This is a genomic window from Flavobacterium sp., from assembly GCF_043779715.1.
GTDB lineage: Bacteria > Bacteroidota > Bacteroidia > Flavobacteriales > Flavobacteriaceae > Flavobacterium.
Genome location: NZ_JAYWDT010000108.1, coordinates 1 through 18,849 on the forward strand (window position 1 = coordinate 1; position 18,849 = coordinate 18,849).

Below are 18,849 nucleotides of genomic sequence, written 5' to 3' on the forward strand. Positions count from 1 at the left end.
ATTAGCTTCCCATTTTTTCATTTGATCAGCGTTTAAAATTTTTTTCATTTTGGCTTTCATCTCGATTTGAGAATCCAACGATTTGTTTTTCATTTCAAATCTTTCATTTGCAGTCAACGGCTTTTTAGTCTCTTTTCGCGCTTTCATTTCACTTCTTTTTACTTCCATTTTTGTGGTTTGTTCTGCAATAATTGGTGCTACTTCTTTTTGCTGAGAAGCTGTCAAATCTAAATTTAACGTCATTTCTTTTAGCTGTAAAGTATTTCTTTGCTCAGGCGATAATTTTTCGGCTGTTCTTTTTCCTGATTCTTTTTCTTGTGCAATTCCTGCAAACGAAAGACTAGTGATTAGTGCTAAGGTAAAAATTAATTTTTTCATGATATTTTTTTTAAGTTATATCATTAAGACGATGAATAAATGAAAAGGTTTAATAATTAAATAAAAAAATCTGCCCATTTGAGCAGATTTATGATATATTTAAGAGTTTAAAATTCTAATTCAAAACTACTGTTTTGTTGTCACCATCAACTACAACTTTGGTCAAACCATGTTTGGATAAACCTTTCATTGCGGCATCCCATTTTTTACCACTTAAAGTTGATTTTTCTTTCAAACCATTCAATGACTGATTATTTTCAACTTTCAAAAGTTCAACAATCCATTTTTCATCTTCAGTAAGTTCTAACTGTTTTTTCTCAGGACGCATTTGTGGGAAAAACAGAACTTCTTGTATAGAAGCATTATTGGTCAAGAACATAATCAATCTGTCCATTCCAATTCCCATTCCTGATGTTGGTGGCATTCCGTATTCTAGTGCACGAAGAAAATCCTCATCGATTACACCATTTGCTTCATCATCACCTTTTTCTGAAAGTTTCAGTTGGTGTTCGAAACGTTCACGCTGGTCTATCGGGTCATTTAGTTCAGAATATGCATTGGCAATTTCTTTACCACAAACCATCAACTCAAAACGCTCTGTTAGTTCAGGATTATCACGGTGCGATTTGCATAATGGCGACATTTCTTTAGGATAATCAGTAATAAAGGTTGGTTGAATATAATTTCCTTCGCATTTTGCTCCAAAAATTTCATCAATTAGTTTTCCTTTACCCATAGTTTGATCTACATCGATTCCCATGCCTTTTGCAGCATCAAAAAGTTCTGTCTCGCTTTTTCCAGAAATATCAAAACCAGTAAAATCGATAATTGCTTGCGTCATTGTCACTCGAGCATACGGTGCTTTGAAACTTATTTTATGTTCGCCAAAAGTCACTTTGCTACTTCCATTTACAGCAGTGGCACAATGGTCTAGCAAATTTTCGGCAAATTGCATCATCCAATTGTAGTCTTTGTAGGCTACATATATTTCCATGGCGGTAAATTCTGGATTGTGTGTTCTGTCCATTCCTTCGTTACGGAAGTTTTTCGAAAACTCATAAACCCCATCAAAACCACCTACGATTAATCTTTTCAAGTACAATTCGTTTGCAATTCGCATATACAAAGGAATGTCTAAACTATTGTGGTGCGTCATAAACGGACGTGCCGCCGCACCACCAGCGATAGATTGCAAGATTGGAGTTTCTACTTCCATGTAACCACTTTCGTTAAAAAAGTTTCGCATGGCAGTAAATAATTTTGTTCTTTTTACAAAAACTTCTTTCACTTGCGGATTTACCACAAGATCTACATAACGCATTCTGTAACGCAATTCAGGATCGTTAAAAGCATCGTGAATATTTCCGTCTTCATCGGTTTTTGGTAATGGCAACGGACGCAAAGTTTTACTTAGAAAAGTAAAATTCTGAACACGAATACATTTAGCACCCACTTGAGTAGTAAATAATTCACCTTCTATACCAATAAAATCACCTAAGTCAGTCAGTTTTTTAAAAACCTGATTGTATAACGTTTTGTCATCGCCTTCGCAAATCACATCACGGTTAAAGTATAATTGAATTCTACCTTCGCTATCTTGTAACTCAGCAAAAGAAGCCTTTCCCTGATCTCTCACACTCATCAAACGACCAGCAACCGTTACCTTTTTGCCCTCTTCAAAATTTTCTTTAACCAGTTTCGAAGTATGGTTTACAGGAAATAAATCCGCAGGATAAGGGTTAATTCCTAGTTGGCGTAAAGCGTTCAGTTTTTCTCTTCTAATGATTTCTTGTTCCGAAAGTTGCATTTGTAATTTATTTAAGGTTGCAAAGATAGAGATTAGTTACAAAGTTTCAAAGTCACAAGGTTTCAAAGTTTTTTAGGAGCTTTTTCCAGCTTCACACTTCAATCTTTTATTTTTTAAAGGAAAAAACAAAAGGATTTTCGTTGCAATCTGAGCTATTATTAACATTGTCATTTAAAATTACATTAAAAAAATCCGTGATTATCCGTTCAATCCGTGTTATCTGTGTGCCATAAATTTCAATCAAAACTTTGTATCTTTGCTTCTCACAACGGCATTATTTTCTGAAAAAATGAACAAAACCATACAACTCCAAGATTTAGGACACAAAGACTACAAAGAAACTTGGGATTACCAAGAACAATTATTTCAGGAAGTGCTCGATATTAAAATCGGAAATAGGAGAGAAGAACGCCAAGACGAAACACCAAATTATTTTCTGTTTGTAGAACATCCACATGTTTATACTTTAGGAAAAAGCGGTGATTTCTCTAATTTGCTTTTGTCAGAAAAGCAACTCGAAGCAAAAGGAGCTACTTTTTACAAAATAAATCGCGGTGGGGATATTACTTATCACGGACCAGGACAAATTGTAGGTTATCCAATTCTGGATTTAGAAAATTTCTTTACCGATATCCATAAATATTTGCGCCTTCTCGAAGAAGTCATAATTCTCACTTTGGCAGAATATAATATAATAGGCACAAGAAGCGAAGGTGAAACTGGAGTTTGGCTTGGAGTAGGAACCCCATTTGCAAGAAAAATATGTGCTTTAGGTGTTCGTGCCTCTCGTTGGGTTACTATGCATGGATTTGCACTTAATGTAAATGCTGATTTGGGTTATTTCGATAATATTATTCCTTGTGGTATAAAAGGTAAAGCAGTTACATCTCTAAACGTTGAGCTTGGTGTAGAAAAAGTAAACGAAGAAGAAGTAAAAGAAAAAATCTTAAAACATTTTTCACAACTATTCGATTGTAGAGTACTTTAAATAGTCTATTGCCTTATAGGTCTAAAGTAGTCTGCTCAGGTAATAATCTAAAAGACATTCGGTGGTGTTTTGTTACACCATATTTTTTTATCGCTTCTCGATGTTCTTTTGTTGGGTAACCTTTGTTTTGCTTCCAATTATACATGGGGAATTCCTCATGAATTTTATTCATATACTCATCACGATACGTTTTTGCTAAAACTGACGCTGCAGCAATACTCATATATTTAGAATCACCTTTCACAATACTGCTATTTGGTATCGATTGAAGGATTTTCATTTCTGTATCTGTAAATATTTTGCCAGAACACTTTTTGAAACTATTTTTAGATAGTAAAGGACGATTTCCATCTACTATAATGTATAAAGGAGCAGGTTTTAATGCCAAAATGCACTCTTGCATTGCTTTTAGTGAAGCGTTCAGGATATTTATTTCATCAATAATTATAGGTTCGAGATGTGTAACGGCAAACGAAATTGCCAACTCTTCAATAATAGGCTTTAATTGTTTTCTAATCTTCTCAGACAATTGTTTGGAGTCGTTTACAATTTTAGATTCAAAATTTTCGGGCAATATAACTGCTGCTGCTGTGACAGGACCGGCCAGACAACCTCGTCCAGCCTCGTCCGTGCCAGCTTCTAAATATTGTGTTAAAAAAAAAGAGCTTAACATAAATCTAATTTTGACAAAAATATAATTTTTCACGCAACCTTTTGCATTATTATCTATCTATTGTATGTATTGCAATTACAATGTTAGTAAACCGCTTAAAATATTTATTAAAAATAAAAAATAATATTCCGTCGTATTATTTGGTTATTTAAGAAATTATTAAGAAGTTTGCGGAATAACTAACTCAAATAAAAATAATATGAGATCAAAGTTCAAATGGATTTTTACGCTATTAGTAGCGTTTACTATGCAGTTTTCCTTTGCACAAGAGAGAACTGTAAAAGGTATTGTAACTGACGCAAATGGCTCAATGCCGGGAGTAAATGTTATGGTAAAAGGCACCCAACGTGGTGTGTCAACGGGTTTTGATGGAGCATATTCTATCAAGGCTTCTGTAGGAGAGGTTCTTGTTTTTTCATTCATGGGTATGAATGATGTATCAAGAACAGTTGACGCTTCAAGCGTTTATAATGTTAAAATGCAAGACGATACTACAGTTCTTGAAGCGGTTGTTGTAACTGCTGTTGGTATTAAGAAACGTCCAGATGCAATAACTTCTAGTAATCAAGTTATTGGTACTAAAGAGATCACTGCAGCTTCTAATCCAGATGTTGTTAGATCTTTAATAGGTAAAGTTTCTGGATTGACAATTAGTGCAACTGGTAATGGTGTTAATGGTACTAACTCTATTAGAATTCGTTCTATGTTGTCTCTTACCGGTAATACTGAAGCTTTAGTAGTTATTGATGGAGTGATTTCTACTTCTGATGTTTTTGCTGCATTGCCTTCTGGAGTTGTTCAAAACGTTACAGTTTTGAAAGGTGCTCAGGGTGCTGCTTTATATGGTTCTCAAGGTAAACAAGGGGTTATTTTGGTGCAAACTAAAAAAGGAACGAAAGACGAAAAGCTTTCTGTAGCTTTTACATCTAGTTCGGATCTTGAACAAATTAATTTTGTTCCTGAAAGACAACAGACGTATGGTCAAGGCTGGTTTGGTGCTTATGATGAGCAAGAAAACGGTGGTTGGGGTCAAGAGTTTGATGGTGTAGTAAGAAATGTTGGACTTCCTTTAGAGGATGGTACTTATGTTACTGCTCCATATAGTTCATTAGGTAATAATGAGATTAAGAAATTTTATCAGACTGGAAATATTTTCCAAAACAATTTGAATGTAAGTGCTGGTAATGCAGATAGTTATGTAAATTTAAATTTATCTAATTTAAGAAGAAATTTTATTCTTGATGGAGATAATTTTAATAGAAATAGTTTTGCTCTTTCTGCTGGTAAAAAGATAAATAAGTTTAGAATTGGTGGTTCTGTTACTTTTATTAACCAAAGAACGAAGCAAGCTGATATCAATGCAACTAGTAGTGGTAGTAGAACGGATTATACCTTATTGTCTAACTTATTACAAACGGCTTCAAATATTCCTATTAGTGAATTTGAAAATCGTGGTGAGTATGGTTGGAATGGTTATTATCAAAATCCTTATTTTGTAAGAAAAAACAACAGAATAAATGATACGAATAATTTTGTTAATATTGGACTTAATGGAGGTTATGAATTAAATAAACATATTGAACTTGTTTATAATGGTTCTGTTCAAATGAGAAATATTAATCAATATTCTTATGCTAACGCTGCTAAAGGTGTTGCATTTGCATTTGGTGGTCTTTCTTCTCCTTCTAACTTTTTTCAAACTGCTTCTACCTCTACTTTTTACTATGGAGATTTAATGGCGAATTTTAATTATAGTTTAACTGAAAAAGTTGGGATGAAATTTAATATTGGTCAAAACATGCAATATAATTATAGAAAAAGAGTTTCTCAAGGAGGTTTAAATCTTGATATACCTGGATTCTATAATATTAATAATGTTTTAAACCCAGCCTTGCCAAGTTCACTTGATAATAGAACTATTGTTTCTACTACTACTGCAACTTTTGCAAATGCGGATTTTAATTACGATGATTATTTGTTCCTAAACGTTACAGGTCGTTATGAAGGTAATAGTGTTGCTAAAAAAGGAAATCAATTTTATTTTTATCCTTCTGCTGGTGTATCTTTTATTCCAACAAAAGCGTTTGCAGGTCTTAAAGACAAGTCAACTTTGAGTAGCTTAAAATTATATGGTAACTATTCTATTGTTGGATCTTTAGATCCAGTACTACCTTATGATATTCTATCTCTTGCTGCTACATCTGCTGGATTTCCTTTCCCAGGAACTGGTAGTTCATTCAGTAATCTAACGAACATCACGGATCCTAATATTAAACCAGAAACTTATACTACTATTGAAGGAGGTATTAATTTTGGTTTCTTTAAAGATAGATTAACGCTTGATGCTACAGCTTTCTTAACACAAACTAAAGATTTGATTACGAGACGTTCTTTGAGTACGACAACTGGACTTGCTACTCAACTGTCAAATGCGGGTGAGTTAGAAGGAAAAGGATTTGAATTAGATTTAGGTTTCACACCTATAAGTAACGAGAACTTTAAATGGAATGGAAGAATTTCATATTCTGCTTATGATACGAAAGTAATTGATGCAGGTGAATCTTCTACTGTAACTATATTTGACGTTAGCGATACAGGATCAAATATTAATGCTAATATTTCTGCTGTTGAAGGACTTTCTTTTCCATACATTACTGGTACGGATTGGCGTAGAGATCAAAATGGTAATGTAATTGTTGATTCTGAAGGTAGACCAACTGCTGATGCAACATACAAAAATTTAGCTAAAGTTACTCCTGATTACATTGTAGGATTAACTAATAATTTTGAATATAAAGGTATTGGTTTAGGTTTCGTTATGGATTATAGAACTGGACATAGTTTCATGTCTCAAACTAAATACAATTTAACTTGGAATGGACATTTAGTTGAATCTGCTGAATTTGATAGAAATGTTGGATTCATTTATCCAGGATCTGTGATCGATGATCCTTCTACCGCTACAGTAGGTGATTATATACCTAATACATCTGTATATACAGGAGGATTTTATACTACTGCGTCAACTTTAGGTAACAGAACTCAAAGTTATTATGGTAATGCTTCTTCGTTAGGTTCATTCAATATTATTGATGCTACAGCTTTGAAAGTTAGAGAAATAGTATTAAGCTATTCTTTATCTAAAAAATCTTTGCAAAATACAGGTTTAGAATCTTTCAAAATTAGTTTTAATGCAAGAAACCCTATCGTTATACTTGCTAAAGACAATAAAGGTTATGCAGATCCTGAGGCTTCAAGTCAATTTAATCCAAATTCTACGAATAGTGCTAGAAATGCTGCTGGTACAGTATCTAATACTTCTAGAAATGGAATTGGATTTATTGGAGATTCTCAATATCCATCTACACGTACATTTGGTTTCTCAATCAACGCTACGTTTTAATTAATTAATTTAATACATATATTATGAAAAAATTAAGTTTTCTTTTTCTTTTTGTTGTTTTATTTTCATCTTGTGAAAGCTATTTAGATGTAAATGAATCTCAAACAAATAGAGCTGAATTTGAGGCTTTATCTCCTGCGCAGTTATTAGCGGGTGCAATAAATGGTTATACCAATTATCAGAACATTTCTTTAAATACTTATGGTAATAGAGGTGCGTATGTTTGGGGACTAAATTTTGGTTATACAGGTACTGATGCTTTGTATGATTATAATGTTAGTAGTGCTGATTATAATAATAATTTTGAAGCAGGTTATCTAAATGGAGATAATTTTCAAGATATTTTAGATAAACAAGCTAATTTTCCAGATTATGCTCTACATTTCGGTGTTGCAAAAGTTTTTAAAGTAATGTGTTTGGATTATGTGACTGCCATATATGGTGACACACCATACTCTGAAGCTTTTAAAGAAAATATTTCATCTCCTAAATATGATGATGATAAAGCAATTATACCTGCTTTGTTAGCAGAATTAGATGATGCAAGAACTTATCTTAATAGTACATCTTCTACTTTGGTTCCATTAGGTTCTGAAGATACAGTTTTTGCAGGTGATGTTTCTCTATGGATTAAGTTTGTAAACACAGTTGAATTAAGATTATTAATGCGTTTGTCAAATACAACAGATCCTGCATTAGTTACACTTAGAAACACACGTTTTGCAGCTTTAGACGCTAGTCAAGACTTTATTGCAGCTGATGTTAGAACAAACCCAGGTTATAATTCATCTACAACTGCTCAAAGATCTCCTTTTTACAGAGTTTATGGTCTTAATGATGCTTTTGATGCTTTTACGGATTCTAATAGATCTAATGCAGCTGGAGATTATATGGCTAAATTAGTAAATGGTACTATAAATAATGCTGATATAACTACTGCGATTGTTGATCCTAGAAGATCAAGAATGTTCAATTTAGTTGGAGGTGTTGTTACGGGTAGTGTTCAGAATTCTGCTCCAGCAGTAACTGTTTCAAGAGTTTCTTCATTTTTTACTGGACGAGCTGGTGCTAATGCTGATGCAGATGGTTGTTCTAGAGATGCTTATTTAATGCTAAATGCAGAGAGCCAATTTTTGCAAGCAGAAGCTTTTCAAAGAGGTTATTTGACTGGAAATGCTCAAGTAGCTTTTACAGCAGGTATAACTGCTTCATTTAATTTTTACAGCAGATCATGGGGATCTTCAGTTGTATCAGTTTTAAATCCGGTTACTTATATAGCTGCAACTGACGCTAAAAATGGTTTAGGTTGGACAGGTTCTGCTAATAAAATAAACGCAATTACTACTCAAAAATATTTAGCTTTAGCTAACTGGAGTGGAGTTGAAGTGTTTTTACAGCATTTAAGAACTGGTTTCCCAGCGTTGCCTTTGCCTCCTGGAGCTGCTCAAACAAGAAGACCATACAGAATGATCTATCCAACATCTGAGTACTCTTCTAATAGTGCTAATGCTATAAATGTAACTAGCGCAGAATGTTTTACGGTTAATTCTAAAACTCCTTATATTTATCAATAATTGAATAAATATTTGTGAATATTTTAAAGCCCACCAATTGGTGGGCTTTTTTTATGGATTATATTTGTGTATTTTTGCAACACAGTTTATTATATGAAGCACTTACTTACTTTTTTATTATTCTCATTTGCTATGAGCAGTTTCGCTCAAGCAGATGATGAGTTGTCTATGAGCAAAAATGATACTATAAAAAAATCTTTGCGTGACAAACCCAAAGAGAATCCCAAAGCAGCTATAAATCAGTATAGGATTATAACTTTGCAAAAGGATACAACTTATGTAGATACTTCATTAACGATTCATAAAGAGTATAAATTTAATCACCTGCGTAAAGATAACTTTGGACTATTGCCATTTGCAAATGATGGGCAAACATATAATACATTAGATTTCGGTTTAAATAATCCTAGTACTTTACCAGAATTCGGGTTTAAAGCCAAACATTTCAATTACGCAAAAGTAAAAGACATTAATTACTATTCAGTTGCTACACCAATTACTGAGTTGTATTTTAAGACTACTTTAGAACAAGGACAATCGGTAGATGCGTTTATAACTTTAAATACTTCCGAACAGCTTAATTTTTCTATAGCATACAAAGGATTGCGCTCATTAGGAAAATATGTAAATTCTTTATCTAGTTCAGGTAATTTCAGGTTTACAACCAGTTATTTTTCAAAAAATAAGCGATACTTAGCTAATTTTCATTACACTAATCAAGATGCGTTGAATGGAGAAAATGGTGGGGTTTCTAACCTTTCAGATTTTGAATCAGGCAATTCACAATTCACACAACGTTCTCGATTAGACGTTTATTTTGAAAATGCAAAATCATTGCTAAAAGGGAAAAGATATTTTCTAGACCATTCTTTTAGATTAAACACTAAAGACAGCCAGAACAATATCTCTATAAGCCATCAGTTTAGTTACGAAAGCAAAATCTACGAATTTAGTAGTGCAGCTGCAATAACAAGATTTGGAAACGGATATGTTGCCGTAAATTCTTTCGATGTGACTAAAAACAATGCAGCCTATAACAGATTAGGGGCTAGTTTTTCAAACAAAATTTTAGGAGAATTTCATTTTTTTATAGAAAATTATCAATATAATTATTTGTATAAAAGGGTTTTAATATCAAATAATCTAGTTTCGATCCCAAATCTTAACAATGACAAACTCAATGCCGTTGGCGGAAAATATTTGTATTCTAAAAACAAACTAAAAGGGGAAGCTTTGTTTTCTAAATCAATTTCAAAACAAACATTCTCTACATTAGATATTACGGCACAGTATAAATGGAACGAAAAAAATAATTTCTCGGCACAATATTTAAACCAAAGTAAAGTGCCAGATTTAAACTATACCTTATATCAAAGTAGTTTTATAAATTACAATTGGCATAACAATTTCAAAAGCGAAAAAATAAACACCGTCAAGCTAAAAGCCAATACGCAATGGCTTTCTGCCGAAGCACAACTCACCAGATTAGATGATTATTTGTATTTTAGTGATGACAACACATCAGATACCATTATTATTTCAACTCCAAAACAATACGATAAAACAATAAATTATTTATCAGTAAAAGTTAGTAAAGAGCTAAAATTTAGAAAATTCGCTTTAGATAATACTATTTTGTTTCAACAAGTTACACAAGGTGATAACATTCTAAATGTTCCCAAATTAGTCACAAGAAATACTTTGTATTTTTCTGATTATGTATTCAAGAAAGCCATGTTTTTACAAACAGGATTTACATTTCAAGCATTTACAAAATACTATGCAAACGATTACAACCCCTTAATTGGGGAGTTTTATGTGCAAGAAAAGACAAGAATCGGAGATTTTCCATTAGTCGATTTCTTCATCAATGCACGAGTACGTCAAGCCAGAATTTTCCTAAAAGCCGAGCATTTAAACGCAGGTTTCACCGGTCGAAACTATTATTCAGCACCCAATTATCCTTACAAAGATTTCATTATTCGCTTTGGTTTAGTCTGGACATTTTTTCAATAAAAAAATAATTTTATTCAAAATTTGGGCGTGACCCAAGGGTCGGGCTATACACTCCAATCTTTTTTTCGTGCCTCAAAAAAGGATTTCTGTTTCTATCCCTCACGCAAGCAATATTCCATTTCACAATTATAATTCTAATATGTATCTTTGCATCATAAATGTATAGGTACTGATTTTTTAAATCAAAAGCCAAAATTAAAACAACAATGAAATATTCAGAAAATATATTAGGAACTATCGGAAATACACCGTTAGTAAGATTAAATAAAATCACTAAAGACGTAAATGCGTTAGTACTTGCAAAAGTAGAAACTTTCAATCCAGGGAATTCTGTCAAAGACCGTATGGCTGTTAAAATGATAGAAGATGCTGAAGCTGACGGGCGTCTAAAACCAGGAGGAACCATTATCGAAGGAACTTCAGGAAATACAGGAATGGGATTAGCACTCGTAGCTATTGTAAAAGGTTACAAACTAATTTGCGTAATATCAGACAAGCAATCCAAAGAAAAATGTGACATACTTCGTGCCGTAGGCGCAAAAGTAGTTGTTTGTCCAACCGATGTAGAACCAACCGATCCACGCTCATACTATTCGGTATCTAAAAAGTTAGGTGAAGAAACTCCAAATTCTTGGTATGTAAACCAATATGACAATCCAAGTAATTCAATTGCGCATTACGAGCAAACTGGTCCAGAAATTTGGGAACAAACCGACGGAAAAATCACACATTTTGTGGTTGGAGTAGGAACTGGAGGCACAATCTCTGGCGTAGGGAAGTTTTTGAAAGAAAAAAATCCAAATATCAAAATCTGGGGTGTCGATACTTACGGATCTGTCTTCAAAAAGTATCACGAAACTGGTATTTTCGACGAGAACGAAATTTATTCATATATAACTGAAGGAATTGGAGAAGATATTTTACCTAAAAATGTCGATTTCGATATTATTGATGGTTTTACAAAAGTTACCGACAAAGATGCGGCAGTTTATACACGTAAAATTGCTTTAGAAGAAGGGATTTTTGTAGGAAATTCAGCAGGTTCGGCAATAAAAGGATTGTTGCAGCTCAAAGAACATTTCAAACCAGAGGATGTTGTTGTGGTATTGTTTCACGATTCAGGAAGTCGTTATATAGGAAAAATGTTTAATGATGATTGGATGCGTGAACGTGGTTTTCTAGACGAAGAAATTACAAAAGCTGAAGATATTATCAAAGATCATATAGACAAACCATTAGTAATTGTTCGTACCGAAGAGTTAGTTTCCCACGCCATCGAGCGTATGCGCAAATATAAAATATCTCAAATTCCAGTCATAGATATTACAGGTTTTGTAGGTTCTGTAGATGAATCGGATTTGTTTAGAAGCTATGTAGAAGATAAAAATATTGCCGACAAACCTATTCGTGAAATCATGGGAAAACCATATCCTATTGTAAAAGTAGGGACAGCTATCGAAGAAGTTTCAAAACTTTTTACCAAGGAGAATCAAGCAGTTTTGGTCGATTTAGGAAATGGGAAGCACCATATTATTACTAAATATGATATTATAGGCTCTATATAATATTTTTTTAGCCACAAATTCATTAATTTTTTCAATCTAATTGTGAAAATTAATGAATTCGTGGCTTTTTTTATTACTTTAGTTTTCATTTACAAGCCTATAAAAAAATTACATGAAAGAAGATTTTCTTCACTACGTCTGGCAATACAAGAAGTTTGATTTTACCAATTTAAAAACTACTGCGGGAGAAAATTTATCAATCTTTAATGTTGGAAATTTTACACAACTCGCAGGACCAGATTTTTTTAATGCACAAATAGAAATCGATCAGCAAAAATGGGCTGGAAATATCGAAATTCATGTCAAATCTTCCGATTGGTATATTCACAATCATGAACGAGATGAGAATTATGATTCCGTCATTTTGCATGTGGTTTGGGAAAATGATGCGGCAATTTTTAGAAAAGATAACTCCGAAATTTCAGTTCTCGAACTCAAGAATCAAATTTCTCCAGCATTAATTCATCAATACGAAAAACTAAAAGCAACAAAATCATGGATTTATTGCGAAAATGAGATAAAAACCATTCCGGATTTTGTTTTTAAAAATTGGCAAGAACGTTTGTTTTTTGAACGTTTAGAAAGAAAATCAAACCCAATTGAAACCTTACTTTTAGAAAACAAAAACGACTGGGAAGCTGCTTTTTTTTGTTTCTTAGCTAAGAATTTTGGTTTGAATACTAATGGTGAATCATTTTTTAAAATAGCACAATCTATTTCGTTTTCAATCATTCGAAAAGAAACTTTTGAAGCCGAAAATATTGAAGCTATTTTGTTTGGTAGAGCCAATTTGTTAGAATTAGACAAAGAAGATAATTATTTCAAAGACTTGAAACAACGTTGGACTTACATTCAAAATAAATACCAATTAGAAAATATTTTTATTAATTCGGTTCAGTTTTTTAAGCACCGACCAGATAATTTTCCTACAATACGATTGTCGCAATTGGCAAATTTGTATCATACACATCAAAACTTATTTTCAAAAGTAATTAGTGCGAAAAATATCGAAGAATTATATCAAATTTTCAATGTTTCGGTTACAGAATATTGGGAAGAGCATTATAATTTCGATAAGATAAGTCCTAAAAAGGTAAAATCATTATCCAAATCATTTATTGATTTGCTTATCATTAACACCATAATTCCTTTTCGTTTTGCTTACGAAAAAAGTTTAGGCAAAGAAACATCAGAAGAAAATATTCAGTTTTTAGAACAAATTACTTCAGAAAAAAATGCAATTATTGATAAGTTTAAAGCCATAGAAATTAAATCAAAAAATGCATTCGAAAGTCAATCTTTATTACAACTTAAAAACGAATATTGTAACAAAAGTAAATGTTTGCAATGTGCCGTTGGATTAGAACTTTTGAAGAATTAGATTTCTTAGATAGTTAGACAATTAGATTTTTTGTAGTTTTACAAACCGAATAAACGATTAAATAAATATCCGAATAAAAAGATGAGATTCGTTATCAAGCTAAAATATCTTTTCGAAAAACAAGGTTTTCACATAGCTTCTCGTCTTGCTGATAGGTTGGGAATGCGAGCCAACAGTGTGCGTTTATTTTTCATTTATATTTCGTTTGTAACCGCAGGATTGTGGTTTGGTGTGTACCTCACACTCGGATTTTTAATAAAATTAAAGGATTTAGTGCGAGCTAAAAGATCTTCAGTTTTCGATTTATAACTTATGAAATATTTATGATACCTAAATCACGAACGCAAATGAAAGTTTCCTCATAAATATACCATATTCTAATAAAGAAAAAATATTATCTACATATGAATATAAAGCAATATTTCATCTTCAATAAAGAGCAAAAAATAGGTTTAGCGGTATTGATTGGGCTAATAATTACAGTACAATTATTGTATTTTTTTATCGATTTTTCAACTAAAAAAATACCAACAAAAGAAGAAGAACAATGGTTGGCTGTGCAAACAGAAATCGATTCGATGAAATCGATTTCTAATGAAAACACCTATAAAATGTATCCTTTTAATCCAAATTTCATTACCGATTTTAAAGGTTATAAACTTGGAATGAAAGTCACCGAAATAGATAGATTACTAGCTTTCAGAAAAACAAATAAATATGTGAATTCTACACAAGAATTTCAAAACGTTACTAAAGTCTCCGATTCGTTATTGGCAACAATATCTCCTTATTTCAAATTTCCAGATTGGGTTACTAATAAAAAGAATTATGCATCTTATGAAAATACAAATCATAAAGATTTTAACAAAAAAGAGAAAATTGTAATTATTAATATCAATGAAGCTTCAAAAGATGATTTGATGAAAATTTACGGAATTGGGGATGCCATTTCTGATAGAATTCTCAAGCAAAAAGAAGTTTTTGGCTCGTTTGTGAGTATGTCTCAAATGGAAGATATTTGGGGATTATCGCCTGAAGTCATTACTCAATTAAATTCACATTTTAAAGTTGCTGGAACTACAACAACCAATAAAATAGACATCAATAACGTTTCAACTAAAGAATTAACAAAATTTCCGTATTTTAAATATGCTTTGGCTAAAGAAATTGTGACTTATCGAAGTATGAACAATGGAATCAAGGATATTGAGGATTTAACAAAAATTAAGGGTTTTCCTGTTGAAAAAGTTAAAATTATTGCCTTATATTTGAAATTCTAAAAACGCACAACATTTTTTAACAGTCTTAGTTATTATGAATTCAATATATTTTACAGAAGAACACGAATTATTCAGAAAGAGTTTACAGGATTTTTTACAAAAAGAAGTAGTTCCTCACATTGAAAAATGGGAAAAAACAGGTACAATTGAACGCTTTATTTGGAAAAAATTCGGAGAAATGGGCTTTTTCGGATTAAAATATCCTGAAGCTTATGGCGGATTGAACTTGGATTTATTTTACACGGTTGTGTTTTTAGAAGAACTTCAAAAAATAAAATCTTCTGGCTTTGCTGCTGCAATGTGGGCACATGCCTATTTAGCAATGACCCATTTAAATGCGGAAGGAAGCGAACGAATTAAACAAGATTATTTAGCGCCAAGTATTTTGGGTGATAAAATAGGAGCATTATGTATTAGTGAACCTTTTGGAGGTAGTGATGTTGCTGGTATGCGAACAACTGCTGTGAAAAAAGGAGATAAATATGTTATTAATGGTTCCAAAACATTTATAACAAACGGTATTTATGCCGATTATTATGTAGTTGCCGCAAAAACAAGTCCAGAGCTTGGAAATAAAGGAATCAGTATGTTTTTGGTAGATACAAATATAAAAGGAATAACTGCTACAAAATTAGATAAATTAGGTTGGAGGGCTTCAGATACTGCGGAAATTGCCTTTGATAATGTTGAAATTTCTGAAGAAAATTTAATGGGAGAAGAAGGAAAAGGATTTCCTTACATTATGCAACATTTTGCTTTAGAAAGATTAATTATGGCTATTAACGCTCATTCACGTGCTGAATATGCGATAGAGTATACTCTAGGTTATATGTCAGAACGTGAAGCGTTTGGAAAATCGTTAGATAAATTTCAAGCATTACGTCATACAATGGTGGAACACGCTACAGAAGTAGAGCACATTAAAGTGTTTAATTATGCAGCCGTTGCTCGATTAGACAAAGGCGAATATGTGGTAAAAGAAGCGACTATGGCTAAATTAAAATCAACTAAAGTTGCTGATCAAGCCATTTATGATTGTTTGCAAATGTTAGGTGGTTATGGTTATATGGAAGAATATCCGTTAGCAAGATTGTCGCGTGATAGTCGTTTAGGTCCGATTGGTGGTGGTACTTCTGAAATTATGAAAGAAATTTTATCGAAAATGATAATTGATAATAAAAATTATAAGCCAGCTGTAGAATAATAATTTTGTCTCGCTGAGCGGAGTCGAAGCGAATTACATATAAAAAAGCCAAGAGTAATATATTCTTGGCTTTTTCTATTCTTCAACAACTAATGTTTCTGAAGTAACTCCTAATTCTAATAAGTGTTTTGAAATATTTGCAACAAAATCTGATGGGCCACAAACGTAAAAATGTTGCCCGAAATTCGAAATGTTTTCAATTAAAAAATTGCGATCAATTCGTTTTTCTGTAAAGCCAATGACGGCTTCTCGGGTGAATACTTTGGTGTAATCGGTTTTGAGCATTTTTCGTAACTCAACATCCATAAGGACATCATCCGACGTTTTATTGTTGTAAATCAATCGGTTGCCATATAATTTAATCTGTTTATACAAATCTCGAAATATAGCAATAAAAGGGGTGATGCCAGCTCCAGCGGCAATAAAAACTCCGGGTTCTTTAAACTGTATTGCGCCAAAAACATCGTGAAGAATTAATTCGGCACCAGCGTTAATTCCGCCTAACTTATTAGTTACTCCATCGTGGTCACGGTAAATCTTGATCATGAATTCTAAATATTTCTTGTCTCTTAAATTGGTAAATGTAAACGGTCGTAATTTGTCTTCCCAACCAGGAAGATTAATGGAGACTTCTGTGGCTTGTCCGAGAATGAAATCATAATTTTCGGGCTTTTCAACCATAAAACATTTTACATCATGTGTAATATAAAAGGATTGGATTATTTTTACGATATGATTTGTCATAGTTGGTGTTTTTTGTAGTTAAGAAATATAAAATTAGTAAATTGGATTTTGTTTTGATACTTTTTTAGAGTTGTTTTTAAAACTTATAAAATAATTCAAAATTTATAATTCATAATTCAAAATAAAAATATACTTTTGCAATCTAAAGAAAGGGGGTGTCTATATTATGTTAATTATACCAATTAAAGACGGAGAAAATATCGATAGAGCATTAAAGCGCTATAAAAGAAAATTTGACAAAACAGGAGTCGTAAGACAATTGAGAAAACGTCAAGCTTTCATTAAACCATCTGTTATAAACAGAGCAATGGTTCAAAAAGCTGCTTATGTTCAAAACATGAGAGAGAACTTAGAAAGTTAGTAAATAATTTTCCTGAAATATAAATCGTTAGTAGTAGAAGTTTTGTACTTTTATGCTAACGATTTCTTGTTTTTTCGAGGAACGAAGCAATCTAATTTCTTTTAATGAGCAACCAGCAAAAATTCCAAGATTACTTACTTAAAGAAAAAAACTACTCTGTACTTACGGCATTGGCTTATGGAAAAGATTTGCAGTTTTTTCAAAAATTCCTTGAAAAAGATTTCGACAATACACCACTCGAAGAAGTTTCTTATACCTTAATAAGAAGTTGGGTAGTTTCGATGGTCGATGCAGAGATGAGTAATACATCAGTAAACCGAAAAATAGCATCGCTTAAAGCATTTTACAAATTTCTATTAAAAACCAAACAAATAGAAATAAATCCATTATCGAAACACAAAGCGCTCAAAACGGCAAAAAAAATACAAATTCCTTTTTCGGAAGAAGAACTAGATAAGGTATTAACTCAAATACAATATAAAGAAGGATTTGAAGGGCTGCGAGATAAACTAATTATCGATTTGTTTTACACTACGGGAATCCGTCGGTCGGAACTTATTTCGCTTCAAATATCAAATACAGATTTAGTCACAGGAACTATAAAAGTTATTGGTAAACGAAATAAAGAAAGAATAATCCCGTTATTACCAATAATTAGACAACAGATAAAAGCGTATCTAGTTGAAAGAAAACAGCTTCCGTTGATTGTGGATAGCGATAATTTAATTTTACTCTCAAACGGAAATAAAGGCAACGAAACATTTGTGTATCGATTAATAAATGATTACTTTAGTAATGTCTCCGAGAAAGTAAAAAAAAGTCCGCACATGCTTCGACATACATTTGCAACTCATATGCTTAATCACGGAGCCGATTTGAATTCTATCAAAGAATTGTTAGGTCACTCAAGTCTTGCGTCAACCCAAGTTTACACAAATTCAAGTTTAGCCGAACTTAAAAATGTTTACCAAAATGCGCATCCTAGAAATCAAAAATAATTCTTCACATTGTTTAACCAAAATTTAAAAATTATGAAGGTAAATGTTCATGCAGTTAACTTTAATGTTGACAAAAAACTAGTAGATTTTGTAGAAGAGAGAATTGTTAAATTAGAAAAATTTTATGACAAAATAGTGTCATATGATGTCTTTCTAAAAGTCGAAAAAACCAGTGATAAAGAAAACAAAATGGTTGAAGTAAAAGTTATAGTTCCAGGAGATGAATTTATTGTAAAAAAACAATGCAAAACATTCGAAGAAGGGGTGGAATTAGCTTCAGAATCTCTAGAAAGATTGTTATTGAAAAGGAAAGAAAAAGTCAAAGCGCATATTTAGATAATTTTTTCTAAAAAAAGTTTTGATTAATAAATAAAATACATACATTTGCAGTCCGTTAGAAATAGCGGACTTTTTTTATTGATTTGCCAGCGTAGCTCAGTTGGCTAGAGCAGCTGATTTGTAATCAGCAGGTCGTGG

16 protein-coding genes are annotated in these 18,849 nt (G+C 32.3%); 12 read left to right on the forward strand and 4 right to left on the reverse strand.

Annotation, left to right across the window (positions count from 1 at the left end; translation table 11 throughout):
- Positions 1-378 (reverse strand): hypothetical protein (locus tag ACH2BG_RS05590; RefSeq protein ID WP_395046733.1); only part of this gene is annotated, 378 nt, incomplete at its 3' end.
- 115 nt (positions 379-493) lie between these two features.
- Positions 494-2,185, reverse strand: a complete 1,692-nt coding sequence (gene lysS / locus ACH2BG_RS05595) for a lysine--tRNA ligase (RefSeq protein WP_395046734.1) — start codon at positions 2,183-2,185, stop codon at positions 494-496.
- A gap of 289 nt (positions 2,186-2,474) precedes the next feature.
- Between lysS and lipB the strand changes: the two genes are divergently transcribed.
- Positions 2,475-3,173, forward strand: a complete 699-nt coding sequence (gene lipB, locus ACH2BG_RS05600; RefSeq protein WP_395046735.1) for a lipoyl(octanoyl) transferase LipB — start codon at positions 2,475-2,477, stop codon at positions 3,171-3,173.
- Positions 3,174-3,186: 13 nt separating this feature from the next.
- Here the strand turns inward: lipB and ACH2BG_RS05605 are convergent, their stop codons facing one another.
- Entirely contained in the window at positions 3,187-3,846 is a 660-nt protein-coding gene (locus tag ACH2BG_RS05605; protein ID WP_395046736.1) for a ribonuclease HII, read from the reverse strand.
- A gap of 199 nt (positions 3,847-4,045) precedes the next feature.
- Between ACH2BG_RS05605 and ACH2BG_RS05610 the strand changes: the two genes are divergently transcribed.
- The 8 genes from ACH2BG_RS05610 (at position 4,046) to ACH2BG_RS05645 (ending at position 16,269) form a co-directional block, all read left to right on the forward strand.
- Positions 4,046-7,249, forward strand: coding sequence for a SusC/RagA family TonB-linked outer membrane protein (locus tag ACH2BG_RS05610; protein ID WP_395046737.1), 3,204 nt, complete (start codon positions 4,046-4,048; stop codon positions 7,247-7,249).
- A 23-nt stretch (positions 7,250-7,272) separates the two neighbouring features.
- Entirely contained in the window at positions 7,273-8,823 is a 1,551-nt protein-coding gene (locus tag ACH2BG_RS05615; protein WP_395046738.1) for a SusD/RagB family nutrient-binding outer membrane lipoprotein, read from the forward strand.
- A gap of 93 nt (positions 8,824-8,916) precedes the next feature.
- On the forward strand, positions 8,917-10,839 hold the full coding sequence (locus tag ACH2BG_RS05620; RefSeq protein ID WP_395046739.1) for a putative porin: 1,923 nt from the start codon (positions 8,917-8,919) through the stop codon (positions 10,837-10,839).
- A gap of 206 nt (positions 10,840-11,045) precedes the next feature.
- Complete coding sequence (locus ACH2BG_RS05625) at positions 11,046-12,404, forward strand: pyridoxal-phosphate dependent enzyme (RefSeq protein WP_395046740.1); 1,359 nt, start codon at positions 11,046-11,048, stop codon at positions 12,402-12,404.
- A gap of 112 nt (positions 12,405-12,516) precedes the next feature.
- A complete protein-coding gene (locus ACH2BG_RS05630) occupies positions 12,517-13,785 on the forward strand; it encodes a DUF2851 family protein (RefSeq protein ID WP_395046741.1) in 1,269 nt (422 codons plus the stop codon).
- Between the two features lie 81 nt (positions 13,786-13,866).
- A complete protein-coding gene (locus ACH2BG_RS05635) occupies positions 13,867-14,094 on the forward strand; it encodes a hypothetical protein (protein ID WP_011963325.1) in 228 nt (75 codons plus the stop codon).
- 95 nt (positions 14,095-14,189) lie between these two features.
- Positions 14,190-15,065, forward strand: coding sequence for a helix-hairpin-helix domain-containing protein (locus ACH2BG_RS05640; RefSeq protein WP_395046742.1), 876 nt, complete (start codon positions 14,190-14,192; stop codon positions 15,063-15,065).
- A gap of 34 nt (positions 15,066-15,099) precedes the next feature.
- Entirely contained in the window at positions 15,100-16,269 is a 1,170-nt protein-coding gene (locus ACH2BG_RS05645; protein WP_395046743.1) for an acyl-CoA dehydrogenase family protein, read from the forward strand.
- A 75-nt stretch (positions 16,270-16,344) separates the two neighbouring features.
- Here ACH2BG_RS05645 and ACH2BG_RS05650 read toward each other — a convergent pair whose 3' ends face one another.
- Positions 16,345-17,013, reverse strand: a complete 669-nt coding sequence (locus ACH2BG_RS05650; RefSeq protein WP_395046744.1) for an FAD-binding oxidoreductase — start codon at positions 17,011-17,013, stop codon at positions 16,345-16,347.
- A gap of 166 nt (positions 17,014-17,179) precedes the next feature.
- Between ACH2BG_RS05650 and rpsU the strand changes: the two genes are divergently transcribed.
- The 3 genes from rpsU (at position 17,180) to hpf (ending at position 18,708) form a co-directional block, all read left to right on the forward strand.
- Positions 17,180-17,374 (forward strand): 30S ribosomal protein S21, encoded by a 195-nt coding sequence (rpsU, locus tag ACH2BG_RS05655; RefSeq protein ID WP_091473327.1) that lies wholly within the window; start codon positions 17,180-17,182, stop codon positions 17,372-17,374.
- Positions 17,375-17,478: 104 nt separating this feature from the next.
- Complete coding sequence (locus ACH2BG_RS05660) at positions 17,479-18,372, forward strand: tyrosine-type recombinase/integrase (RefSeq protein ID WP_395046745.1); 894 nt, start codon at positions 17,479-17,481, stop codon at positions 18,370-18,372.
- A gap of 33 nt (positions 18,373-18,405) precedes the next feature.
- Complete coding sequence (gene hpf, locus ACH2BG_RS05665; protein ID WP_395046746.1) at positions 18,406-18,708, forward strand: ribosome hibernation-promoting factor, HPF/YfiA family; 303 nt, start codon at positions 18,406-18,408, stop codon at positions 18,706-18,708.
- Positions 18,709-18,849: the final 141 nt, after the last annotated feature.